General features: G+C 51.5%; 25 protein-coding genes. 19 read left to right on the top strand and 6 right to left on the bottom strand.

Going from position 1 to position 24,147, the window contains the following annotated elements; translation table 11 throughout:
* From OLM33_07175 to purS, 5 genes are all read right to left on the bottom strand, one after another.
* A complete protein-coding gene (locus OLM33_07175) occupies positions 1-708 on the bottom strand; it encodes a phosphoribosylaminoimidazolesuccinocarboxamide synthase (protein MCW1713443.1) in 708 nt (235 codons plus the stop codon).
* 63 nt (positions 709-771) lie between these two features.
* Entirely contained in the window at positions 772-2,142 is a 1,371-nt protein-coding gene (gene purF, locus OLM33_07170) for an amidophosphoribosyltransferase (protein MCW1713442.1), read from the bottom strand.
* A gap of 2 nt (positions 2,143-2,144) precedes the next feature.
* Entirely contained in the window at positions 2,145-4,298 is a 2,154-nt protein-coding gene (gene purL / locus OLM33_07165; protein ID MCW1713441.1) for a phosphoribosylformylglycinamidine synthase subunit PurL, read from the bottom strand.
* Complete coding sequence (gene purQ, locus OLM33_07160) at positions 4,298-5,011, bottom strand: phosphoribosylformylglycinamidine synthase subunit PurQ (protein ID MCW1713440.1); 714 nt, start codon at positions 5,009-5,011, stop codon at positions 4,298-4,300. The genes purL and purQ overlap by 1 nt, the downstream gene beginning before the upstream one ends.
* Positions 5,011-5,265 (bottom strand): phosphoribosylformylglycinamidine synthase subunit PurS, encoded by a 255-nt coding sequence (gene purS / locus OLM33_07155; GenBank protein ID MCW1713439.1) that lies wholly within the window; start codon positions 5,263-5,265, stop codon positions 5,011-5,013. Before purS ends, purQ begins: the two co-directional genes overlap by 1 nt.
* 443 nt (positions 5,266-5,708) lie before the next feature.
* Here purS and OLM33_07150 point away from each other — a divergent pair, with 443 nt between their 5' ends.
* From OLM33_07150 to OLM33_07130, 5 genes are all read left to right on the top strand, one after another.
* The gene (locus OLM33_07150) at positions 5,709-6,875 is read left to right on the top strand and encodes an ABC transporter substrate-binding protein (protein ID MCW1713438.1); all 1,167 of its coding nucleotides are present in this window, start codon (positions 5,709-5,711) and stop codon (positions 6,873-6,875) included.
* Positions 6,876-6,946: 71 nt separating this feature from the next.
* Positions 6,947-7,807: a branched-chain amino acid ABC transporter permease gene (locus OLM33_07145; protein ID MCW1713437.1), complete on the top strand. Its 861-nt coding sequence runs from the start codon at positions 6,947-6,949 to the stop codon at positions 7,805-7,807.
* A gap of 5 nt (positions 7,808-7,812) precedes the next feature.
* Complete coding sequence (locus OLM33_07140) at positions 7,813-8,802, top strand: branched-chain amino acid ABC transporter permease (GenBank protein ID MCW1713436.1); 990 nt, start codon at positions 7,813-7,815, stop codon at positions 8,800-8,802.
* Complete coding sequence (locus OLM33_07135) at positions 8,802-9,551, top strand: ABC transporter ATP-binding protein (protein MCW1713435.1); 750 nt, start codon at positions 8,802-8,804, stop codon at positions 9,549-9,551. Before OLM33_07140 ends, OLM33_07135 begins: the two co-directional genes overlap by 1 nt.
* Positions 9,551-10,264: an ABC transporter ATP-binding protein gene (locus tag OLM33_07130; protein MCW1713434.1), complete on the top strand. Its 714-nt coding sequence runs from the start codon at positions 9,551-9,553 to the stop codon at positions 10,262-10,264. The genes OLM33_07135 and OLM33_07130 overlap by 1 nt, the downstream gene beginning before the upstream one ends.
* A 149-nt stretch (positions 10,265-10,413) precedes the next feature.
* Here OLM33_07130 and OLM33_07125 read toward each other — a convergent pair whose 3' ends face one another.
* Positions 10,414-11,931: a glutamate synthase-related protein gene (locus OLM33_07125; protein MCW1713433.1), complete on the bottom strand. Its 1,518-nt coding sequence runs from the start codon at positions 11,929-11,931 to the stop codon at positions 10,414-10,416.
* Positions 11,932-12,119: 188 nt separating this feature from the next.
* Here OLM33_07125 and hydE point away from each other — a divergent pair, with 188 nt between their 5' ends.
* The 14 genes from hydE (at position 12,120) to OLM33_07055 (ending at position 24,131) form a co-directional block, all read left to right on the top strand.
* Entirely contained in the window at positions 12,120-13,160 is a 1,041-nt protein-coding gene (gene hydE / locus OLM33_07120; GenBank protein ID MCW1713432.1) for a [FeFe] hydrogenase H-cluster radical SAM maturase HydE, read from the top strand.
* A 73-nt stretch (positions 13,161-13,233) separates the two neighbouring features.
* Positions 13,234-14,022: a Nif3-like dinuclear metal center hexameric protein gene (locus OLM33_07115; GenBank protein ID MCW1713431.1), complete on the top strand. Its 789-nt coding sequence runs from the start codon at positions 13,234-13,236 to the stop codon at positions 14,020-14,022.
* Positions 14,023-14,084: 62 nt separating this feature from the next.
* Complete coding sequence (gene trpS, locus OLM33_07110) at positions 14,085-15,080, top strand: tryptophan--tRNA ligase (GenBank protein ID MCW1713430.1); 996 nt, start codon at positions 14,085-14,087, stop codon at positions 15,078-15,080.
* Positions 15,081-15,111: 31 nt separating this feature from the next.
* Positions 15,112-15,882, top strand: coding sequence for a segregation/condensation protein A (locus tag OLM33_07105; GenBank protein MCW1713429.1), 771 nt, complete (start codon positions 15,112-15,114; stop codon positions 15,880-15,882).
* Positions 15,869-16,504 carry an SMC-Scp complex subunit ScpB gene (gene scpB / locus OLM33_07100; GenBank protein ID MCW1713428.1) on the top strand — a complete coding sequence of 212 codons (636 nt, stop codon included), beginning with the start codon at positions 15,869-15,871 and terminating at the stop codon, positions 16,502-16,504. Before OLM33_07105 ends, scpB begins: the two co-directional genes overlap by 14 nt.
* Positions 16,485-17,222: an rRNA pseudouridine synthase gene (locus OLM33_07095; GenBank protein MCW1713427.1), complete on the top strand. Its 738-nt coding sequence runs from the start codon at positions 16,485-16,487 to the stop codon at positions 17,220-17,222. Before scpB ends, OLM33_07095 begins: the two co-directional genes overlap by 20 nt.
* A gap of 96 nt (positions 17,223-17,318) precedes the next feature.
* Positions 17,319-18,002: a (d)CMP kinase gene (gene cmk / locus OLM33_07090; GenBank protein ID MCW1713426.1), complete on the top strand. Its 684-nt coding sequence runs from the start codon at positions 17,319-17,321 to the stop codon at positions 18,000-18,002.
* A complete protein-coding gene (gene hflX, locus OLM33_07085) occupies positions 17,999-19,156 on the top strand; it encodes a GTPase HflX (GenBank protein ID MCW1713425.1) in 1,158 nt (385 codons plus the stop codon). Before cmk ends, hflX begins: the two co-directional genes overlap by 4 nt.
* 27 nt (positions 19,157-19,183) lie before the next feature.
* On the top strand, positions 19,184-20,071 hold the full coding sequence (locus tag OLM33_07080; protein ID MCW1713424.1) for a YicC family protein: 888 nt from the start codon (positions 19,184-19,186) through the stop codon (positions 20,069-20,071).
* 6 nt (positions 20,072-20,077) lie between these two features.
* Entirely contained in the window at positions 20,078-20,341 is a 264-nt protein-coding gene (locus tag OLM33_07075; protein ID MCW1713423.1) for a DUF370 domain-containing protein, read from the top strand.
* The gene (gmk, locus tag OLM33_07070) at positions 20,338-20,904 is read left to right on the top strand and encodes a guanylate kinase (protein ID MCW1713422.1); all 567 of its coding nucleotides are present in this window, start codon (positions 20,338-20,340) and stop codon (positions 20,902-20,904) included. The genes OLM33_07075 and gmk overlap by 4 nt, the downstream gene beginning before the upstream one ends.
* Positions 20,901-21,140, top strand: a complete 240-nt coding sequence (locus tag OLM33_07065) for a DNA-directed RNA polymerase subunit omega (GenBank protein MCW1713421.1) — start codon at positions 20,901-20,903, stop codon at positions 21,138-21,140. The genes gmk and OLM33_07065 overlap by 4 nt, the downstream gene beginning before the upstream one ends.
* Positions 21,118-22,335 (top strand): bifunctional phosphopantothenoylcysteine decarboxylase/phosphopantothenate--cysteine ligase CoaBC, encoded by a 1,218-nt coding sequence (coaBC, locus tag OLM33_07060; protein ID MCW1713420.1) that lies wholly within the window; start codon positions 21,118-21,120, stop codon positions 22,333-22,335. Before OLM33_07065 ends, coaBC begins: the two co-directional genes overlap by 23 nt.
* Entirely contained in the window at positions 22,335-24,131 is a 1,797-nt protein-coding gene (locus tag OLM33_07055; GenBank protein MCW1713419.1) for a hypothetical protein, read from the top strand. The genes coaBC and OLM33_07055 overlap by 1 nt, the downstream gene beginning before the upstream one ends.
* Positions 24,132-24,147: the final 16 nt, after the last annotated feature.

Here is a 24,147-nt window from a genome sequence, read left to right as displayed (position 1 = left end):
TTACTCAGATATCCTCTTCCAGATCTCTTCGTATGCTCCAAGCACGTTTCCCAGGTCCTTGCGGAAGCGGTCCTTGTCCAGACGGTCTCCGGTCGAGCTGTCCCAGAAACGGCAGGTGTCCGGTGAGATCTCGTCGGCAAGCATCAGCTCACCCTTTGCATCCTTGCCGAACTCAAGCTTGAAGTCTACCAGCACTATATTCTTAGCCGCAAAATATTCGGTCAGCACTGAATTGACCTTCAGTGATATCTCTTTTATCTTTGCTATCTCTTCCTCCGTGGCCCAGCCGAAGAGGATAGCGTGGTCTTCCAGGATAAGCGGATCGCCCAGTTCGTCGTTTTTGTAGCAGAACTCGACTAGGGGACGTGGAAGCCTCATTCCTTCCTTCACGCCGAGCCTTTTGCAGAGCGAACCGGTCGTGATGTTCCTCACTATAACTTCCAGGGGAACGATCGAGACTCTTGTCACTTCCTGATGGATATCGTCTATCTGCTTTATGAAATGCGACCCGATGCCCTTCGATTTAAGGTATCCGAAGAGCTTTGAACTGATCTTATTGTTGAGCTGCCCCTTACCGCTCATGGTCGCCTTCTTCTCTCCGTTGAAAGCCGTGAAGCTGTCTTTGTACTCTACTATGACAATATCCGGGTCGTCCGTGGTGTAGAGCCTTTTTGCCTTGCCTTCATAGATAAAATCCTTTTTATTCAATTCCATTTTCAGCACCTCCAAAAAATATATGTGAACAGTATCTATTGTTTCGTAAAATTTGGATCAGACTTCCAGAAGATCAGAGTAATCCTCGTTTTCCAGATAACTTCCGTCAAAGCATGCCGTACACAGTTCCGACGACGGAAGTCCTATTGCGTCTCTGAGCTGTTGACAGGTCAGGTATTCAAGGGAATCGGCCCCGATCTTTCTGCAGAGGGACGGGATGTCCATCTGCGCAGCGGCAAGTTCGTCCGAACTCGGAGTGTTTATCCCATAATAGCAGGGGAAGCAGACAGGGGGTGACGCGATCCTCAGATGGACTTTTTTTGCCCCGCTCTCCCTTATCATTGATATGATCCTGCCCGCCGTAGTCCCGCGTACAAGGGAGTCGTCGATGACCACGGCCTCCCGGCCCATGAAGGCCGTACGCTGTGGGTTGAGCTTGATCTTGACCCCAATATCCCTGACAAGCTGAGTAGGCTGTATGAATGTCCTTCCTACATACCTGTTCCTAACTATACCCATCTCGAAGGGGAGTCCTGCCTTCTGTGCGAATCCCAGAGCCGCCAGTGTTCCGCTGTCGGGCATTCCCGTCACGACAGAATTTTGGGGGACATCCAGATCTGCGAGTTTTACGCCAAGCTCTTTCCTTGCCCTGTAGACTGACCTGCCGTCTATCACGCTGTCCGGCCGTGCAAAATATACGTATTCGAACGAGCAGTGGCATCTTTTCGGCGGCAGGACAGGGAGTTTTCGCGAAATCATCCCCCTTCTGTCGATCACGAGGATCTCTCCGGGTTCAACGTCACGGACTATCTCCGCCCCCAGTATGTCAAGTGCGCAGGATTCCGAGGCGACGTATATAGTCTCATTTTTCTGCCCTATGATCAGAGGCCTGAAGCCCCATGGGTCCCTTGCCGCGATCAGGCATCCTTCGAAAAGGACCGCAAGGCTGTATGCCCCCTGTATCTTTGCGAGGGATCTTTCAAGGGCTTCAAGCTGCACTACCCCGGGCTGGTGTGCCATAAGCTGAAGGATGGTCTCCGTATCGGATGATGTGTGGAATATTGCGCCCTTGTTTTCAAGATAACTGCTCAGCCCCTGGGCGTTTGTCAGGTTGCCGTTATGAGCGATAGCCACAGGCCCCTGCGAGTAGTTCGCCCCTATCGGCTGACAGTCGTCTACTCTCGTGCTTCCTGCAGTGGCGTATCTCACATGTCCTATGGCGGTGTATGCATCTATCTTTGAAAGGCAGCTCTGGTCAAGAGCTTCGTGGACCAGCCCCATCCCCTTCTTGATGTTTACGTTCCCCTCTGCGATCCATGCCACTCCGGCAGAAAGCTGGCCTCTGTGCTGCAGAGCGCAGAGACCAAGATATACATCCTCGAGCACCGGGGCGCCGTTAATGCTGTAAGCGCCGAAAACGCCGCACATTTTTAGAAGCCGCCCTCCGTGAAAACTTTTTTCAACTTTGAGAGATCAAGGCTGAACATATCTTTCCATTCAAACTTATCTCCACCGACAGTACCGATCTTTGTGCAGGCATAACCGTCCCAGATCTTTTCAAAAGAGTTGGCTTTCTCTTTGGGGACTGCATATATGGCTCTTGCACCACCTTCTGAGAAGAGAAGCTCTTCTGCCGAGAGTGATAAGCTTATATCAACATTTATGCCCCTGTCTGAGGCTATCGCCTCGTTTGCAATCGCAATAGCAAGACCGCCGCCTGCAACAGCGCGTCCGGAAGATGCGGCTCCGGAAGAAGCAGTTTTCATTGCCCTTTCCCTAAAAGCCGTCTCCTTATCATGATCCGGTCCGACTGTTTTACCGAGAGGTCTCCCATTTTTCATTACCTGGTAGCGTGAGGCTCCCAGTGAACCGCAAATATCTCCGACAACGTAGAGAATGTCTCCGGTTTGTGCATTTCCTGATTCCAGTCGTCTGTTTCTGTTTACAAGAAGTCCCGCAGTCACGACGAGGGGAGTGGGGTAGATCTGTCCGCTTGCCGTTTCGTTGTAAAGGCTCACGTTTCCTGAAACTACCGGACAGTCCAGATCCCTGCACGTATCCGCAAGCCCCTTGATGCACTGCTCGAGTTCGTAGAATTTTTCCGGGGTTTCGGGTGAGGCGAAGTTGAGACAGTTCGTCATCCCAAGGACTTCAGCCCCGGCTACCCAGAGTCCCCTGAGCGAAAGGGCCATCGTCTCTGAAGCTCCCATGTAGGGGTCTGTCCAGCATTTGTTAGGTTCAGCCTCCATAGTAAGCAGGCATGCCCTTTCGGTTTGCGGCACTTCGACAACGGCTGCAGGCGCGCCCGGTCCCTCGATGGTATGCAGCTGGACCATTGAGTCATACTGCTCCCATATATTATGCTTGCTTCTTCCGTTAGGGCAGCTTATAAGGGACAAGAGATCCGACTCCGGATCCTTTGAGATCAAGGAAGACATATTTATTGTGCCTCTTTGAATAATATCCGCAGGCTCTGACGACGGCCAAATCACTTCCGGTGTGTCTCCCAGAATGGATGTGGGAAGGTCAGCCACCAGTTCTCCATTTTCATATACCCTGTAACGGTGCGAATCAGTCATGATCCCGACTACAGCGCAGTCCAGCCCGTAATGAGCAGCCAGTGCAAAGACAGGATCAAGCTTGTCCTCTTCAACTATAAGAAGCATGCGCTCCTGTGACTCGGAGAGGAATATCTCCCACGGAGCCATTCCCTTTTCCCTCAGGGGGATCTTTTCAACGGTAATGTCTATGCCACACCCGCTCTTGTGGGCTATCTCGCTTGAAGAGGAGAGTATCCCCGCCGCTCCCATGTCCTGCATCGATGCGATCAGGTCTTTGTCAAGAAGATCCATGCAGCATTCAATCAGGAGTTTTTCCTCGAACGGGTCCCCGATCTGTATCTGCGGTTTGCTTGCCTTCGAGTCCTCATCCAGTTCACGGGAGGCGAATGAAGCTCCTGCGATCCCGTCGCGTCCCGTCTTGGAACCCAGGAGCACCGCAAGGTCTCCGCTCTTCGCGGTCTGCGAGCTTGCCATCTTGTCAAGGCGGACGAATCCTGCGCTGAAAGCGTTTACAAGAGGGTTGTCAGTGTAACAGGGGGAGTAGAAGGTCTTTCCTCCGACAATGGGCACACCGACAGCGTTCCCGTAAGCTCCGATCCCCTCAACTATTCCTTTGGAGAGATTTTCTGTTTTTTTAAGTGAAGGATCGCCGAAGAAGAGTCCGTCCATCGATACCGTCGGACGTGCTCCCATGGCTATTATGTCCCTTATTATCCCGCCGACCCCAGTGGCGGCTCCCTGAAACGGGGCAACAGCTGAAGGATGGTTGTGACTTTCAACTTTAAAGGCAAATCCCCAGCCTTCGCCCATGTCAACTACCCCGGCATTTTCTCCCTGTCCCTGGAGCACATATCTGCCGGTCGAGGGGTAAGTCTTAAGGAGCCTCTTGGTCGACTTGTAACTGCAGTGTTCAGACCACATGACCCCGATCAGCTGTGTTTCAAGTGGGTTGGGCTCTCTTTCAAGAAGTTCGTTAATGCGTTTATATTCCGAGTCGGAAAGACCGGCGCTCTTGTAGTCCATCAGCATGCACCTCTTTCTTTGAAAGCCCCTGCGATCGAATTCCAGAACCTGATGCCGTCCGTACCTCCGTTAAGATGAGGGATCGTTGCACGTTCGGGATGGGGCATCAGTCCAAGTATATTTCCTTTTTCACTGCATATCCCTGCAATGCCGTTCAATGCGCCGTTAGGTGCGTATTCCGCTCCGGCCCTGCCTGTCTTTGGGTCTGCATACCGGAAGACCACGCGTCCTGCCTCTTCCAGTTTTTTCAGCTCGTCATCGGGAAGGAAAAACAGCCCCTCGTGGTGGGCTATGGGAAACTGCATGACATCTCCCTCTTTCAGGCCCGCAGTGAATTTGTTGTCTGTACGTTCCACCCGGACATGACATCTGCGGCATATAAAGGTGAGGGAGGTGTTTGGAAGCAGGGCTCCCGGCAGCATTTTTGTTTCGGTCAGGATCTGGAACCCGTTGCAGATCCCCAGCACCAGCCCGCCTCTGTCCGCATGCTCCCTTACGGCCTTTATGATCGGCGACCTTGCTGCCATCGCCCCTGAACGGAGATAGTCTCCGTACGAAAAACCACCCGGCAGTACCACAAGGTCCGTTCCGGAGGCAAAATTATCATTTTCATGCCATACCATATCTACAGCGGTGTTCAGTGATTCGCTCACAGCCCGCTGGACATCTCTGTCGCAATTGCTCCCGGGAAAGACGACGACGGCAGTTTTCATCACAATTTTTCCCTTACTGAAATATTAAAGGTCTCGATCAGGTCGTTGCAGAGAAGGTCTGAACACATGGACTCGAGATCTTTAACGGCCTCTTCCTTTGTCGGCGCATCAAGCTGCATCCTTACTATCTTGCCGACCCTTACCTCGTTGATCCCCTTGTACCCCAGGTGAGTCAGTGTTTTCTCCACTGCCTTGCCCTGCGTGTCCAGCACACCCTCGCGCGGTGTTATAAGTACTTCAGCCTGAAAGATCATACAGACGGCCTCCTTAAGTTGTTTGTTGGTTTAGAACGAATTGTTCACCAGCTTGTTCATAATATATTCCCCTATAAAATAAATGTCAACCATAATTGCCCTTTTTTATTTTGTGAAACACTAAATAATACGGAACATTGAAACAAGGGGAAAATAGTCCGTATTTAGTTTAAAATGTCATCCGATCCATTGGCAATAAGAATTCAGGGTGGTTAATAACAAATGTGAAATATGACAAAAAATTGACATCTTGTTACTCAATTAACTATAATAAGCCAGTCACTGATACACCAGAGTTTTCTGGTCTTAGCAACTTAATCATTATTACAGGAGGTCGATTTTCAATGCAACTCAGAAAGCGTTCCATGTTTGCGGTACTTATGGTTTTGGTCTTCTCTATGATGGTCTGTTAGTCAGCGTTTGCTGCTGACAAGGTCATCAAGATAGGCGCGCTCTTCCCCCTCACAGGTCCGGCAGCTGTTTCCGGACAGAACTGCGTCAATGCTGTTCTTGCGGCAGCAGATGTCATCAACAAAGCCAACCCGGATATCAACGCTCCTCTTGCGGCAAAGGAAGGCCTTCTGGACGGATACAAGATCGAAATAATCAAGGCCGACCACCAGGGAAAACCGGATGTCGCCAAGTCAGAAGCAGAGCGTCTTTACAACCAGGAGAAAGTCTTTGCGGTGATCGGATGCTACAACAGCTCAGCCACAAAACCGGCGAGTGCTGTTGCAGAGCGCGCAAAGAAGATTTTCATGTGCGGATGCTCGAGCTCCGCGGCTCTCACAGAGCGCGACTACAAGTACTTCTTCCGCCACGCTCCGACAGATGCGATCGAATCAAAGGAATTTGTTGATTACATCGAATATCTCAACAAAGAGAAAAAAGCAGGCATCAAGACCCTTGGAGTTATCTACGAGAACACAGAATTCGGAAAGCACGCTGCCGAAGAGGCTCACAAGGCTGCAAAGGCGATCGGTCTTAAAGTCGTAGCCGACGTTCCCTTCAACAACGGCGCAACCAACCTCAACAGCGAAGTCCAGACCCTTAAGGCTGCAAACCCCGACGCGGTCTTCGGCGCAGCACTTGGCGGCGACTACTCACTGTGGGTCCGTACGATGAAGCAGGTAAACTGGCTGCCGAAGATAGCCCTCAACTACTGCACCGGCTATCAGAACCCTGCAGTCCAGAAAGAACTTGCAGGTGACGGCGACCACTTCATGGGCGGAATGGGATATTCACCTGCACTCGCGAAGGAATTCATGCCCGAAGCGATAAAGATCGAGAAGAAATACTATACCCCAAGAAGCAACCAGCCTTTTGACAGCGACTCCATCCAGGAAGGCGTAATGCTCTTCGTGCTCGCACAGGCGATAGAGAAGGCCGGATCCCTCGATACCGAAAAGGTCGTACAGCTTCTCAGGACCGAAGAGTTCCCCTCAGTGATGTCTCTCAGCGGAAAAGTCAAGTTTGAGCCCGGCGGACAGAACGTCTATGCACTCAGCGTCATCACACAGATAAAGGACCAGGACTACAAAACAGTCTTCCCGCTTAAGTACAAGAAGTCGGAGCCTGTATTCCCCATGACCCCGTGGGACAAACGCTAGTCGATCTTACAGCTTAGGCGTTATGAGGCGGGGCGAGCGATTGCCCCGCCTCTTTTAGGGAGGTTTTTACAGTGAGTAACTTTTTGCAGGTTTTAATAGACGGGATCCTCAGCGGACTCCTTTACGCGCTTGTCGCGGCGGGACTAAGCATGATGTGGGGAGTTATGGACGTCATCAACTTCGCACACGGAGAATTCCTGATGGTTGCAATGTACCTCTGCTACTGGATAGGTGAAATACTTGGAATTGACCCGCTATTCTCATGGATAGCCGGCGGAATATTCCTGTTCCTTATGGGAGCCCTGACCTACAGGCTCATAATAAAGAACAGTCTCGGAAAAGCCGCGATGGCACCGCTGCTCGCGACATTCGGCCTTTCAATGCTCCTTAAAAACTTCTGCATGAACCGCTTTACCCCCAACTTCCGTTTGCTGTCCGGAACAATAATGGAAGGCAAAACATTTGAGGTGGCAGGTGCGATCGTATCGCTGCCCCAACTTGTAACAGCCATCTTCTCATTGGTGGTCCTGCTAGGCGTCTACTGGCTCATTAAAAAGACAAGGGTGGGCTGGGCCATCCAGGCTACGGCCATGGACAAGGAAGCAGCCGAACTGATGGGGATCGACACCGAAAATATTTATCTGCTCGTCTTTGGGATCGGCGGTGCCTGTGTCGGCGTAGCGGGCGGACTTATGACTACATATCTGGCAGTTCACCCCGAAGTCGGTGGGCTCTTCAGCCTTATCGCATTTGTGGTCGTTGCGCTCGGAGGTTTCGGAAGTATTCCCGGAGCCCTCTTTGCTGCGCTGCTGATCGGGCTTGTCGAGTCCTTCGCGGGATTCTATGTGGCTGCGGTCGTTAAGTACGTGGCAGTATTTGCCATCTATCTTGTTGTAATTCTAATAAGACCTAAGGGTCTGTTCGGGTGGTGACGGCGATGTTTAAAGAAAAATCAGACAAACTCTGGTATGGATTCCTTGCTGCCGCCGTCGTGCTGCCTTTTATCCCGGGTGTCATAGGCGGATCCTTCTTCGGCCACGTCGCGACTATGATACTGCTTTATGCGGCCATGGCACAGTCCTGGAACATAATAAGCGGTTACTGCGGACAGACTTCATTCGGACACTCTGTCTTCTTCGGTATCGGTGCTTACGGGGCGTCACTGGCAGTGGTCACTTTCGAGAGCCTTCCCTGGTACGGCGCGCCGCTCGGAATGGTCGTCGCAGCTCTCGTATCAGTCATAATCAGCTATCCCTGCTTTAAGCTCAAGGGACACTACTTCGCGATAGCGACATTCGCGATCGTAGAAATATTCAACCGTCTCTTTATGATATGGGATGCTGTGGGAGGAGCATTGGGGCTTGACTATCCCATCCTTCCCGACGGATGGAAGAATTTCTCCTGGTCCGACACGAAGAACGGCTATTACCTCGGAGCGCTTGCCATATTTATCCTTGTCTTCAGTATCGTCAGGTGGATAGAGAGACACAGGATGGGATACTACCTGAGAGCCGTACGCGAAGGACAGGAGACCGCTGAATCCCTCGGAGTCAACAGCACCGTCGTTAAACTCTCTGCAATGGCCCTTTCGGCGTCTTTGGCAGCACTTTGCGGATCGTTCTTCGCCCAGTACAACTACCGCGTAGATCCGCCGATGGTAATGTCCCTTGACATGTCAATGAAATTTGTCCTGATCACTATACTTGGAGGACTTGGAACATTCTGGGGGCCGTTCCTTGGAGCACTGGTGCTTATACCTCTTCAGGAATACACCCGCGCGTACCTTTCAAATCTCGGAGCAGGCGTTGACCTGATGATATTCGGCCTGATCATAATAATCGTAATGATCAAGCAGCCTCTGGGGATCATGGGCCTGATCAGGTACTTCACAAGAAAAAAAATCGTAAGAGAAGAAGGTGACGCGTAATGGCACTGCTTGAAGTCAGAGATCTGACCATGAAATTCGGGTCCCTGCTTGCCAACAGCGATGTCTCCTTTGATGTGGAAAAAGGAACCATAGTTGGCCTTATAGGCCCCAACGGAGCCGGCAAGACGACCCTTTTCAACTGTGTTGCAGGTCTCTACAAGCCAGCCTCAGGCAAGGTGACATTTGACGGACTCGACGTGACCGGATACCCGTCGTGGAAGATGGCCCGCCTTGGTCTCGCAAGGACCTTCCAGGTCGTAAGGCCACTCAAGGAGATGACCGTATATGAAAATATTCTGGTCGGAGCCTATATGCGATACAGCGACACGGCAAAGGCAAACGAAGTCGCTGAGCACTGCGTGGACCTCTGCTTCCTGGGAGATCTCAGAAACAAGCTGGCTGGCGGCCTTACCATAGGCAACAAGAAGAGGCTTGAAGTGGCGAGGTCCCTTGCGACAGGCCCGAAGCTCCTTCTTCTTGACGAGTCTGTTGCCGGACTGACATCGACCGAGGTAAAAGAGATGGTGGAAGTCATTGTGAGGCTCAGGGAAGAGGGCGTGACCATATTGATGGTCGAGCATATCATGGAGGCTATTATGCCGATAGCCGACAAGATAGTTGTCCTTGCCAGCGGCAAAAAGATAGCGGAAGACAGCCCGCAGGCAGTAATCAACGACCCGACAGTCATCACGGCATACTTCGGCGAGAAATTTGCGAAGAGACTCAGGGTCTGTGAGGGGGAACAGTGATGTCTGCCATGCTTGAAGTTAAAAACATACACTGTGCCTATGACGCGGTCCCGGTCATCCATGGCATCTCACTTGAGGTAAACGAGGGCGAGCTTGTCGCAATAATCGGAGCGAACGGAGCCGGCAAAAGCACTACCATGAGGACGATCGCAGGTCTTATGCATCCGGTCAGCGGTACGATAAGCTTTATGGGGGAGGATATTTCAAAGACTTCGGCCTCAAAAACGATCAGGAAGGGGCTGAGCTATGTTCCTGAAGGACGCCGCCTCTTTTCCAAACTGACGGTGCGTGAAAACCTCGAACTGGGAGCCTTCGCCACAAAGGACAGAAAAGAAATTGACGGGCGGTTGGAGGAGATGTACGACCTTTTCCCGATACTCAAGGACCGCAGAGACCAGACCGCAGAGACGATGAGCGGCGGCGAACAGCAGATGTGCGCCATCGCAAGGGGACTTATGTCGAAGCCGAAGCTTTTGCTTCTTGACGAACTCTCCCTGGGCCTGCAGCCAAGTCTTGTTGAGAAAGTCTTTGAGACTGTTATTGAGATAAACAAGAGGGGCGTAACGATCCTCCTCGTCGAGCAGATGGTCCAGGAAGCCCTTGAGATCGCAAAGAGAGGCTATGTCATCCAGACCGGAACAATAGTCTACTCAGGCACATCGCAGGAGCTTCTCTGCTCGGAGGAAGTACGCAAAGCATACATGGGCATGTAAAAACAACCCTTAACTGAATATTTGACAGGAGTTCAAAGGCCGGCCGGTATTCCACATAAGGGACACCGGCCGGATCTTAATATGACATTATTTATTTTCTGTTCTCAGAGAAAGCCTTTAATGAGAGGGTCGCGTGCAAAATCCCGGACCTATAGCCACGGCCCCTTCAACAGTCCCTTTGCCGACTCTGTTAGAGGTATCAGATCTGTCCTGTCAATGAACCCCAGAGAAAACTTTCTGTTAAGCGCCATCATGAGCCGCAGACCGAAGGAGACCCTATTGAGGTAAGAAAATACTCCTGTCGCACCGGCAGGGATATTCTCAGCTTCTTTTCCGTACATCAGATTAAGATCCTGCATATCATGATAAATATCCTCGGCAGATGATCCAAATTTCTTAACTGAAACAGGAACATCATTCTTTTTGATTCCCTCTCCTACCATCTTTGAGAACATTGCAGCTGCCATCGGAGCTCTGCAGACCCCCACAAGTGAAATGTAGGGAGCACCGAAAGCGAGTCCCTTGTATATGTTGTCTTCGAGCGAGAAGCCTCCGGTAATTGCTGTTCCGGGGAGGCTTTTTCCCTCTCTTCTCATTTTATCCAGGATGTCCCAGACGATGCTCTCAAGGAACATCGTGGGCAGGCCCCATTCATTCATCATTCTACAGGGGCTGTTTCCCGTTCCTCCTCCGGCACCATCAAAAGTCACCAGATCAACGGATGCTGCGGAGGCTATTCTTAGCACCAGTTCAAGCTCTTTTCTGTCATAACCGCCGACCTTGAGCATTACCCTTTTTGCTCCGAGTGATCTCAGATCTTGGATATAGCAAGTAAGGCTTTCCTCTCTGTACATTGGCAGACGCCCCATCGCCCTGAATACCGGCTTGAATCCTGAAGAAAGCATCTTCTGTATCTCCGGTGATGCGGGGTCCGGGTATACCATTCGGCCTTTTGCTTTTATCGCCGTTGCCTCTTCATAGGACATCGTTTTTGAAACTGCCTGGATGCCCTTTGCTGCTTGCCCTAATTTGAGCTCTACGCTTTTCACTCCTAATTTTTCAATAGCATATTCTAGGACCCCGAAAGAGACATCGTCGTAATTTGCCTGGAGTACAATGTCGCCGTAACCTCTGTCGTAGACCCTGAAACGTGAGATCATATCTTTGATCAGCGGAGAATAGGTCAGCCTGCCGTTAGAAAATTCGGCACCGCTGTCCTTGTTTACCACAGCCTCTCCTATAACTGCTGTGACCCCGGCTATTGCCGCTCCCGCATAATAGTCCTGCCAGTTCAGTTTTGCCACGGCCGGAAGTATGAGCGGCATTTTTTGCGCTACCGGATGCGCAATTCCAAAACTGCAGGAAAGGTCTACGCTTAGAGGGTGGGCAATGTCAGCATCCTCCGGGAGTCCCCGTGCCCCGAATACCCTGCCGTTTATGTTGAAATCAGAAAAATCAATGGGGTATTTTTTCTCCGAGGCGAACTGGCTTCCGTTAGGGTTTGCCGGGTACGCTGCCTCAGTTCCCCTTATCGCTGAGAGCCCTATCTCGCAAAGCGCCGGGCACTCCTGCACACAATCGGAACACATTCCTGAGCACGATGCGTGGTTTGGAGTTCTCAGCCTTGTTCCGTTGAACCCTGAGCTTAGATCCGGACTGTAAGACATTGTGATCATCTGCCTTTCATGTTCACATTATCATCCCCCTGTTCTTTAGTTGTCAAATCAGAAAGGGAGAAGGAGAGTGTCAGATATGATCAAAAAGTAGTGGTTTTTTCCTTGTAGGTGAAAAACCTTCGTGATACGATTCACTAGAATATTTGCTTTTTACCAGAAGAGAAGGGAAGATAAACTTAATGGACAACATGACAAGGATAGACGATCTTGCAAAGGCCGGGACCCTGCCGAAAAGAGAGCTTGTGGAGCTGCTCTCGTCTTACAGCGAAGCAGACAGGATCTACGCAGCTGAAAAGGCAAAGGAGACTTCCCTCTCTGTATTTGGCAAAAAGATATTTTCAAGGGGTCTTGTAGAGATATCGAACTACTGCAGGAATGACTGCTATTACTGCGGGATAAGAAGAAGCAACACCAAAGCCGTCAGGTACAGGCTCTCTTTGAATGAGATCTATTACTGCTGCGACTGGGGATATGAGGCCGGGTTCAGGACCTTTGTCCTTCAGGGCGGCGAAGACAGCTTCTTCACAGACGACCTTCTTGTAAGGATCATAGGCAGGATCAAGGAAAAATACAGCGACTGCGCGATCACCATCTCTCTCGGGGAAAAAGAGAAAGCCTCATACCAGAGGCTGTTCGACGCCGGGGCGGACAGATATCTTCTCAGGCATGAGACCGCATGTGAAGCACACTATTCCAAACTTCACCCCTCTTCTCTGACGCTGACCAACAGGAAGAGGTGCCTCTATGACCTCAAAGAGATAGGTTTCCAGACAGGATGCGGTCTGATGGTAGGTTCTCCCTTCCAGACGAGGGAGAATCTTGCGGAAGACCTTCTCTTCATGAAAGAGTTCGGTCCACACATGGTCGGGATCGGTCCCTTCATTCCGCATAGCGATACCCCCTTCAGGGACTGCCCTGCCGGAAGCGCCGAGGACTCACTCTTTATGGTAAGCCTGGTAAGGCTTATGCACCCAAGAGTCCTTCTGCCCGCTACAACTGCGCTTGGGACAGTGATGTCAGACGGAAGGGAGCGGGGCATACTTGCAGGCGCAAATGTTGTGATGCCTAATATATCCCCTCTTGACGCAAGAAAAAATTACCTGCTCTACGACAACAAGATAGGCACAGCAGACGACGCATCCGAGAGCCTTGCCTATGTAAAAGCGAAGATAGAAAGCATCGGCTATGAGATGGTCGCGGAACGTGGAGATTACCGCTGACCAATTTCTCTTCTTTGACTGGTCAGGCCGCGTATATTAGAATAGGAAAGCTGTGATAACTGGGAGGGACGTCATGAAACTGCACGATGTCATATGCTTTATAGAAAAGAGGATACCACTGAGCTGGTCCGAGGATTGGGACAATTCAGGACTTCAGGTGGGAGATCCCGGCTCCGAGATATCAAAGATAGGCATTGCGCTGGACGTGACCGAAGATACTGTCAATAAGGCCTCAGAGAGCGGATGCGGCCTTCTCGTATCGCACCACCCCATTATTTTCAGACCGCTCAGGAATATAATACCGGACAGGCCTGCAGCCAAAGCAGTGGTAAGTGCCATCAGGAACGGGCTCTCCCTGTATGCGGCGCATACCAACTGGGACTCGTCACCGGAAGGCGTCAACTTCACACTTGCGGAACTGCTGGGTCTTGATGATATCAGACCTCTCAGAGATCCATCCGACGGTTCTTCATGGGGAATGGGAGCAGTGGGCGAGCTTATGATGCCCATGTCTATTGATACAGTTATGAAACTTATAAAGGAGCGGTGGTCGCTCTCATCCTGCTGGACTTACGGAACCGCTCCTGCGCTGATGATAAAGAGGATCGCGCTCGTAGGCGGTTCGTGCGGAGGCATGTGGACTCTGGCTGCAGATAAAGGCGCTTCCCTCTTCGTTACGGCCGACATCTCATATCACGAAAGGCAGGATGCCCTGAGCTGTGGGCTTGGACTTGCCGAAGTCGACCACGGCGAGATGGAGAGAGCCAGCCTGCCAAAGCTCCGGTCGATAATTCAAAAAGAGACGGGGCTGGCTGTTGAACTGATCCCCGAGACAGAGAGAAAGAGTTTCATAATTCAGTAAGACTGGAACATTCCGCCGTTCCTGTGCGGATCGGCGTAACAGTAGAAGGGAAAGTGGAATGAATGGATGAGAAAAAGAGGATATTCAGCGGAATGAGGCCGACAGGCAAACTTCACTACGGTCACATGGCCGGTGCCCTGATCAACTGGGTAAAGCTGCAGAACGATTACAACTGCTTCTGGGGGATAGTCGACTGGCATGCGATGATGTCGGATTATGCTGACTGCAGCAAAGTAAAGGCAAACTGCAGGGAGATACTCCTAGACTGGCTTGCGGTAGGAGTTGATCCGGAGAAGTCTTCAATATTTATCCAGTCCCATGTAAAGCAGCATGCCGAGATACATCTTGCCCTTTCGATGATAACTCCTCTGGGATGGCTTGAGCGCTGTCCGACCTACAAGGAACAGATACTGAACCTTCAGAACAAGGACCTTTCTACCTATGCCTTCCTGGGCTATCCTGTGCTGATGGCCGGCGACATCCTGCTCTATAAGTCATGGGCCGTACCTGTCGGTGAAGATCAGGGGCCGCACCTTGAACTTACCAGGGAGGTCGCGCGAAGGTTTAATCACTTCTACGGCGACATATTCCCTGAACCGGAGACACTGCTCACCCCAACTGCCAAAATGCCGGGCACGGACGGACGCAAAATGAGCAAGTCATATGGGAATGCCCTTGACATAGCAGACGATATGAAGACTATCTGGGAGAAGCTCAGGACGATGACGACAGACCCTGCCCGGGAGAGAAGGACAGATCCCGGTACACCTGAAAAGTGCCCTGTCTGGGACATACATAAGTTTTTCAACAAAGATGCCCAGGAAATGTCGGAGATACACGGGGGATGCATGACAGCCGGGATAGGCTGTGTCGACTGCAAAAAGAAGCTGATGGTGCACCTCGAAAGGATGATGAGGCCCATACAGGAACGCCGGGCATATTACGAAGGACGCGAGGACGACCTGATGCAGATACTTGAGTCAGGCGCGTCACGCGCACGTTCGGTAGCTGAAAAAACGATGGAAGACGTGTACAGGGTGATGGGGCTTCTTCACTGATGAGGGGAAATTGACAGAACAGCACGAAGCCTTGCCCAAAACGCAAAATGAGGACCGGAGGGGTTTCGAGGTTCAGCTCGGAGCTTTTTCCGGTCCGCTCGACCTTTTGTGTCATCTTGTCGAGAGCAGGGAGATGGATCCCGCTCAGCTGAACCTCACCGAACTGGTTTCACAGTATGTCAGTTTCCTCGTAAACAGCAAACGTACTACGTTGAATGAGATGGCGGAATTCTTTTCTTTTGCCAGCAGGCTTCTTCTGAGGAAAGTCCATTCTCTCTTTCCTGCACAGCGTGATGCCGGTGAAGAGGAAGAGTTCCCTGATGAAGAGCCCTTTGCGGATGAAGAAGAGCTCAGGAGAATGCTTGAGGTCTTCAGGCCATACCGGAACGCGGCGGCGCACCTGGCTGCCCTTCAGAAGGACAGGGAGCGATCTTTTGTAAGGATAGCCGATGAAGAAAGCACCCCCTTCTATGACCTTGGCGATCTATATGGGCTGGCATCCCTTTGGTGGCAGCTTCTTGACAGATACAACGAAAAGAGGGAGACGGGGAACTGCAGTGAAGAGTCGCTGTGGGAGGATATACCCGATGCCATCCCCGAAGAACGTCAGGTCGAGGAGAGGATGGAGGAGCTTCTTCGCAGAATAAGAAAAAAAGAGCTTTCCCTGAGGGACCTTCTGGAGGAGAAAAACAAGAAAATACTCATTGTTACTCTTCTTGCACTGCTGGAAATGTCGCGCTTGGGAATGGTAAGGATCAAACAGTCGGAAACGTTGGGAGATGTTATGGTTGCAGCAGTCTGACGAAAACGTAAAGAGAGAGATGGGGCTGCTTGAACGGCAGGTAGAAGCGATGCTCTTCGTATCCCCGCAGCCTGTTTCGAGTCAGGAGATAGCCTCGTATCTGGGAGTGACGCCCGCGAGGGTGGAGAGCGCGGTAAGGACCATCAAAGAGATATATGCCGCATCTCACGGACTTGCGGTACTCTTTGCAGCCGGCGGATGGCAGATGGCTACGGCTCCCGATCTCGCTGAGGCCATAGAGGCATTTTACGGTTCTGTCTCACTCCAGAAGGTCAGACTCAGCAAAGCGGCACTCGAGACTCTCTCTGTAATTGCATATAATCAGCCGGTGACCCGTTCTGAAATAGAGGATATCCGCTCAGTGAGATGCGACAGGGTCGTAGACACACTTTTGAAACATGGGCTTGTCAGGATCGCCGGCAGAAAGAAGAGCGTAGGTTCTCCCCTCCTTTTCAGGACCACGGAACGCTTTCTTGAGATATTCGGTCTGGCCGGCATAAGTTCGCTGCCCTCGCTGGAAGAACTTAAAGATTACAGGTCAGATGAGGGGGCCTTCGGCTCCTTTGAGGGACCGGACAAAGTGTCGGAAGAAGAGGACAACGATGAGTGGATCAAACAATAGCATAAGGCTGAACAGGTATCTTGCTCTGTGCGGGATAGGTGCAAGACGCAAGGTAGAGGAACACATCCTGGCCGGAAAAGTTTCTGTCAACGGAGAGGTCGTCACTGAGCCCGGAAGGCAGGTAGAGGCATCCGACAGGGTGACCTTTGAAGGGAAGGATATCTCTCCGGTTGAGCAGAAATACCTCATCTTCAACAAACCCAGGGGCGTTCTATGTGCGGTCGAAGACGAGCGGGAGCGGACAGTGATCGACATACTGCCGACCGAGATGGACAGATTCCGCCTCTTTCCGGTCGGCAGGCTTGACCGGGAGAGCGAAGGGCTGATCATCCTTACTAATGACGGTATGTTCTCGCAGGAGCTGATCCATCCATCAATGGGCATAACCAAGACCTACGAAGTGGAACTGAGGAACCCCCTTCCGGAAGAGAAGCTGATAGAATGGACCCGCGGAGTGGAGGCGGAAGGACTTTTCCTGAAGCCAATTTCAGTAAGAAGGATCGGACGGCGTCCGCTTCAATGCTGGTTTGAAGTAGTGCTTGGCGAGGGCATCAAGCGAGAGATACGCCTTATGGTGCGCTCACTTGGAAATGATGTCAGAAGACTCGTAAGAAGGAAGATAGGCAGGCTCGAGCTCAGGGAACTTGCTTCGGGCAGCTTTATTTCGGTCAGCAGAGAAGAACTTTGGAGTTATATTAAGAACGGAAAGATAGTATAATAATAGTTTAAGGAATGTATGTTAAAGGAAGTTTCGGTCCGGCAAAAGAGGCCCGGAATGTTTTTGTGTTGCCGTCAGGCATCAGGGGAGTTTTGAATGGATAAAACCAATGCGCGTAAGCTTGTGATAACGATAGACGGGCCTGCAGGAGCAGGCAAGAGCACTGTTGCCAGAATAGCCGCAGATAAGCTGGGACTGCCCTATCTTGATACAGGGGCAATATACAGAGCCGTGACATGGCGGCTCATTCAGGATGGGACCGCCCCGGATGAGACGGAGAAAATAACGGCTGCCCTGCAGAACATATCAGTCTCTCTTTCCGGAGGAAGAGTCTTGGTAAACGGAAGGGATGTGACCGCAGAGATACGGAGACCGGCCATAGACGCCGCTGTTTCTTCCTTTTCGGCACTCAGGCCTGTAAGGGACGCCCTTATAGGTTTTCAGAGGGGGCAGGCCTCAGAAGGTCTTGTCGCTGACGGGAGGGACATGGGTACCGTTGTCTTTCCTGACGCGGACCTCAAGATATTCCTTACGGCAGACGCGGAGGAGAGGGCGAGACGCCGTTATAAAGAGAGAGTTGAACGCGGCGAAAATGCCGACTTTGACGAAATACTCAAATATGTCAACGAGCGGGACCTTTACGACATGAACAGGGAAATAGCGCCGCTGCGTCCGGCGCCGGGCTGTGTGATACTCGACAGCACAAAAATGACGATCGAAGAGGTAACTGACGTAATAGTCAGCCTGGCCAGGGAATTGGGAGCAGGCAAAGAGATTTGAGCAGACAAAAAAGGTCATCGATAGACCTCTCTATAAGACCCAGGAAGGCAATTGTTTGCGGAGTGGACATCAACAGCTCGGACGACACCGAGGTCTCGCTTGACGAATTGGTAATGCTTCTTGAAAATTTGGATATACCTACCCTTGCCAGGGTCACCCAGAAAAGGTCTGCACCAGATCCAGCAAGTTTTGTGGGTGCAGGCAAGGCGGAGGAGATCAGGGATTTCGCGCAGAAATCAGAGGCAATGCTGCTTGTGGTAGATGATTTTCTAAGCCCGACCCAAAAGAGCAACCTTCAGAAGCTGACATCAATGACAGTCTGGGACAGAGCCTTTGTTATAATGAAGATATTCGAAAGCAGGGCCCATACAGCCGAAGCAAAGCTCCAGGTCGAACTTGCCCAGTACAGATACGAGATCCCCAGCCTCAAAGGACTTGGCCATCAGATGTCAAGGACGGGGGGAGGCATCGGTACCAGGGGTCCGGGAGAGACCGAATTCGAAAGGCACAGAAGGAAGCTCGAAAGAAGGATGAAGAGCATCACTTCCCGCCTGGAGGAAGTCAAGGAGAGAAGAAGGGACAGGCGCGAGCGGCGCAGGAAGGACGGAGCTTTTACGGCAGCGCTGGTCGGCTATACGAACAGCGGAAAGTCCACCCTTTTGAGATCTCTCTCCAAAGACAGCGGGATACTGACGGCAAACCAGCTTTTCTCCACGCTGGACACTGTAGTCAGAAAGATAAGCTTCAGAGACGGGGGAAGTTTCCTCCTCTCCGACACTGTAGGTTTTATCCGGAAGCTGCCCCCGGAGCTTGTGGCGGCATTCAGGGCGACTCTGGAAGAGGTGTCCGAAGCGGACTTGCTGCTTCTGGTCATAGATTCAGCGGACAAAGATCCCGTGGGGAACATGGAGATCGTCCTTGAGACGCTGAAGGAACTCAAGGCAGACGACCTGCCGAGGATAGTTGTTCTCAACAAAATAGACAAGACAGAGTCGGAAGCGGAGTTTATAGCTATGGAACTGAGAGCAAGGGGCGAGGATGCAATAAAGGTTTGTGCCCTTACAGGAGAAGGTTTCGGAGAGCTCCTTGAGAGGGTAAAGAGACATGCCATGGAGTACTATGAGAGCAGGATGGCGCTTCCGCAGGAAGAATAACGCATGCAATAGACGGGATGTGATCTTATGTATGTAAGCATGACAGGGTTCAGCAGGACACAGATCCAAAGATCATGGGGCACCGTAAGCCTGGAGATGTCCAGCGTAAACCATAGATACCAGGAGATCTATGTAAGGCTTCCCAGGGAATTTTCAAGCTGGGAGCCGTGGTTCCATCAGAAACTCCGCAAAGGTTTCCGCAGAGGTAAGCTTCAGGTCAGGATGGAAGTGCTGTGGGCGCCGACATTCAGGATGGGGCGGATCAACAAGGAAATAATGACATCCTACTGTGAAGAGCTGATGCAGATACAGCGTATGCTCGGACAGGCCAAAGACCTCCAGCTGGAGAGCGTAGTAACGCTTCCGGGAGTACTGGACATACCCAGTTTCGAGGAGAGCAGCGAGGCGGAAGAGCTCGAAGGTGCCTTCAGCGAACTGATAGAAGAGGGGCTGAGGTCATGGCAGAAGATGAGAGAAACTGAGGGAGGGCATCTGAAAGATGAAGTGCTCGTCCATCTGTCAGAACTTGAAAGACTTTCTGCCTTGATAGAGGAGAAATGGCTTCCTGCGAGGGATCAGGCATTTGATATGACCCGGCAGAGGATGTCGGAGATGATCGAGGCTCTCGGAGGCAAGCTGGAAGAATCCAGAATGATGCAGGAAATAGTCATAATGACCGATAAGTGGGATGTCTCGGAGGAAATAGCCCGTCTTAAAAGCCACATAGCCAAATTCAGAGAAACCGGTGAAGATCAGGAATCCTCAGGCCGCAAGCTGGATTTCATAATCCAGGAGATGAACAGGGAGGTAAACACACTGGATTCCAAAATATCAGACGCAGAGATCAGATGGCTTGCGGTAGATTCCAAGGCCGCTCTTGAACGTATACGCGAACAGATACAGAATCTGGAGTAGATGAAGATGAGTTACAGGCTGGTTCATGTAGGTTTCGGGAACATGGTGGTTGCGGACAGGATAGTTGCGATAATCAGTCCCTCGTCTGCCCCAATAAAGAGGCTGAAGGAAGAGGCCAGGGAGGCCGGACTTCTCGTGGATGTGACCCAGGGAAGGAAGACCAGAGCTATCCTGATAATGGACAGCAGACATGTGATAATGTCAGCTATCCAGCCTGAGACGATAACAGGCCGTTTTGAGGGAGAGGAAGGCAAAGAGGAGAGGCAATGAGAGGCAGGCTCTACATTCTTTCCGGACCGGCGGGAGTCGGCAAGGGTACTGTCCTCAGAAGGGTCTTTGAAAAACTGGACAACATAGCGTACTCCGTCTCATGTACCACAAGGGCGCCAAGGCCGGGAGAAAAAGACGGCGTAAATTACGTTTTCATGGATGAAACCTCTTTTAAAAAAATGGTGAGTGAGGAAAGGTTCCTCGAGTGGGCAAATGTCCACGGACACTTTTACGGGACAAGAAAGGACATAGTCGAGGATACTTTAAACAGCTGCAGGGATGTTCTTCTGGAAATAGACGTACAGGGTGCCTCTCAGGTCAAGAAAAAGATGCCGGAAGCCGTGATGATCTTTATCCAGCCTCCCTCGTTCGAAGAGCTGATCAGAAGGCTCAAAAAGAGAGGGACAGAAGGGCCGGAGGAACTGGAGCTCAGGATCTGCAACGCCAGAGAAGAGATGAGCCACGCCGGCGAGTACGAGCATATGATAATTAACGACAGGGTCGATAAAGCGGCCGAGGATCTTATCAGGATAGTAAAAAAATACCGGGAGGGTTCAATATGATATACATGGATCTCGAAACGATTTACAAAAACAGGGACATACCAAACAAGTACATACTGACACTGGTCGTATCCGCACGTGCCCGCCAGCTTAGCGAGAGGAAGGGAGCCATAAGCGGCTATGACGAAAAGTTTATTACCAGGGCAGTTGAGGATCTCGTGCAGGGGAGGATAAGGCACTCCTTCGTGGAGACCTCTGCCAAAAAGGAAGAAAATGAGTCCCTGGAAGCGAAATAGAAGGATCCTCTTCGGAGTGACCGGAGGGATCGCTGCCTATAAGGCACCCGACATCCTTCGCGGGTGGAGGAAGGAAGGCTGTGAGGTGGATGTGATCCTTTCGCGCTCAGCCGAAGAGTTCGTCAGTCCGCTTGTCCTCTCTACCCTCACAGGAAGAAAGGTCTGGCGTGAAAATGATTTTCTGTCAGCTGAAGAGGGATGGAAGATACCTCACATTACACTGACTGAACGGGCGGAGGTCTTTGTAATTGCCCCCTGTACTGCAAACGGTCTGCGCATATGTGCCCAGGGAGACGGAAGCACACTTCTCGGAGCTGCGATGCTTGCTAACAGGAACCCGATGGTGATCTTTCCGGCAATGAACTCCAATATGCTGCAAAACCCCGCGGTAAGGGCCAACATAGATACGATAAGGACGATGGGGCACATAGTGGTGGATCCTGACAGCGGAATGCTTGCCTGCGGCTATGAGGGAAAAGGAAGGCTCCCTGACAACTCTGTGATTTATGAGCATGTCTGGCATGCACTCTCACCCAAAAAGGACCTGAGCGGGATGAGGGTCATGGTGACTGCGGGACCGACACACGAATACATAGACCCTGTCAGGTATATCAGCAATCCGAGCAGCGGCAGGATGGGGTATGCGATAGCAAAGGCCGCCTGGTACAGAGGAGCTGATGTGACGCTTGTCTCCGGACCGGTGTCGATACAGAGGCCTGAGGGAGTCAGGGTGATCGACGTTGTATCCGCGGATCAGATGTACGAAGCCTGCATAAGGGAAGCACCTTCAATGGATATCATAATCAAAGCCGCCGCAGTCGGAGATTTTCGTGCTGAAGAAGAGATGAAACAGAAACTTAAGAGACGCGACGGCGAGCCTCTGACGGTTACGTTTGTACAGAACAGGGATATAGCGGCCGAACTTGGAAGAATGAAAAGAGAGGGTCAGCTGCTGATAGGTTTTGCAGCCGAAACCCAGGATCTGATCGCGAACGCACAAAAAAAGATGATAGCGAAAAACCTGGACATGATAGCCTGCAACGATGTGCTTGCAAACGGAGCAGGGTTCGCATCGGACACAAACACTCTGATGATAATGACAAAGGGCGGATCGGAAGTAGAGTTTTCAGGCACAAAGGACGATGTGGCCGACACTTTGCTTGACGCCGTCATAAAAAAGAAAAACAAGGAATAATGGAAATAGTATCTGTCGCGGTCCCGGGACCGTGGTGGACTGACCTCTCATATATGTACAGATCTTCTCTGCCCCCCGGGACAAGGGTAAGGGTCCCTCTGGGCACTTCTTCGAGAGTGGGGCTGACAGTAACCGCTGAAGATCAGGAAAACGCCGGACACCCCGATGACCTGAAGGAAATAATTGATGCGATAGATCACCTGCCTCCTTTGCCGGATGAACTTTGGAGGACCGTATGCTGGTTGGCAAAGACCTGGTTTATAGGAAAAGGGATGGCCGCAAAGACACTTCTCCCCGCGTCCTTCCTTGCCGGTGAACCGCTTGAAGAGATTTATCACAAACCGCGGCCAGGTCCTTCATCCGTAAAGTATGTTTACGAGCCGAGGGACTCCGATAGGATGGAAATTTACCGGGACATCCTCACGGCATCGGAAGTTCCTCTTCTTGCGCTGTTTCCCGAGCTTTCGGGTGCAAAAAAGTTCTGGGATATGCTCCCTGCTCCTCTGAAAGGAGAGGGCATTCTTTGGCCGGACCTTTCAAAGGGAAAGCAGTGGGATTTCTGGAAGAGGTCGAGGAAGGGTGAGATCAGGTTTGCAGTGGGGTGCCAGACGGCGTCTTTCATACCCATCTCCGGACTCTCAACGATAATAGTAGACGAAGAAAACAGCGGTGCCTGGAAGACACAGAAACATCCGCTGTTCCACCACAGGACTATACTGGCTGCGCGTGCCGGATTTGCGGGAGCCGGTCTGATACTGGGCGGCAGGATGCCTTCTGCGAAGGCCTTTCTGCAGGTCGGCAGGGATCCCGGCCGCAGCAGGATCAGGGAGAGGCTGATTTTCGTTGACATGAAGGACTCCTCTTCATACAGCTCCGATGGGATCAAAGACAGGCTTCCCATAAGCAGGCCTTTAATAAGGGAGACCAGGGACAGCCTTGAAAATGGCAGGTGGGCACTCTGGATCCTGGACCGGAAGGGCTACGCAGGGGAGATATTCTGCGAAGACTGCGGTTCACCTGTCCGATGCCCCAAATGTGGGGGTGTAATGAGATGGGAAGGGAAAACAGGACAGCTCAGGTGCCTTGACTGCGGCAAAAAAGAGCCTGTGCCTGAAAAATGTCCCACGTGCGGAGGACCGTTCCTTGAGGGTCAGAGACCGGGACTCGAGGCGCTTGAGGAGCATGCGCGCAGCTTATTCAGGAGAGCGGAGATCATCCTCTTCAGCGAGGACGGAGCCAAGATCCCTTCAGGTATATCCATAATGAAAAAACATCAGGAAGCAGGCATCATACTGGGAACCAGGAAGATACTCTCCCTGACCGATGAGATATCGCCCGGTACCGTCGGATGGATAGATGCAGATGCAGAAGCAAGAGTTGAAGAGTATGATGCCAAGGCAAGAGCATTCTCTCTGATGTGGGAATCGGCGTGGAGAGGAGAGGCCCCGGACAGCAGAAAGATCGTCATTCAGAGCAGGAGACCGGACAAAAACTGGCAGCAGGCCCTGGGTATAGGCTGGGGGCACTTCTGGGACCGGGAACTTAAGGAACGCAGAGAATGGGAACTCCCTCCCTTTGTCCCAATGCTAAGGATAGACATTCCGGCCTTTAAGCGTAAGAGGCTCGCTCAAGTTTTTGAGCAGGCCGGGTTCGATTTCTGGGAGTCAGAGGAGAGATCTGAGAGTATCTGGGTCAGGACAAAGAGGTTCGGGGCTCTGAGAAAAATGATCGCGCCATACTTCGACATAAAAAATACCAGATCCGGGATACCGAGGATAACCATAAAACTTGACTGAGGGAATATAAAAATCA

This window comes from Synergistaceae bacterium DZ-S4, assembly GCA_025943965.1.
GTDB classification, from domain to species: Bacteria; Synergistota; Synergistia; order Synergistales; family Synergistaceae; genus Caenicola; species Caenicola nitritireducens.
The sequence above is the reverse complement of the archived record's forward strand: the minus strand, read 5'-3'. Positions and strand labels throughout refer to the sequence as shown.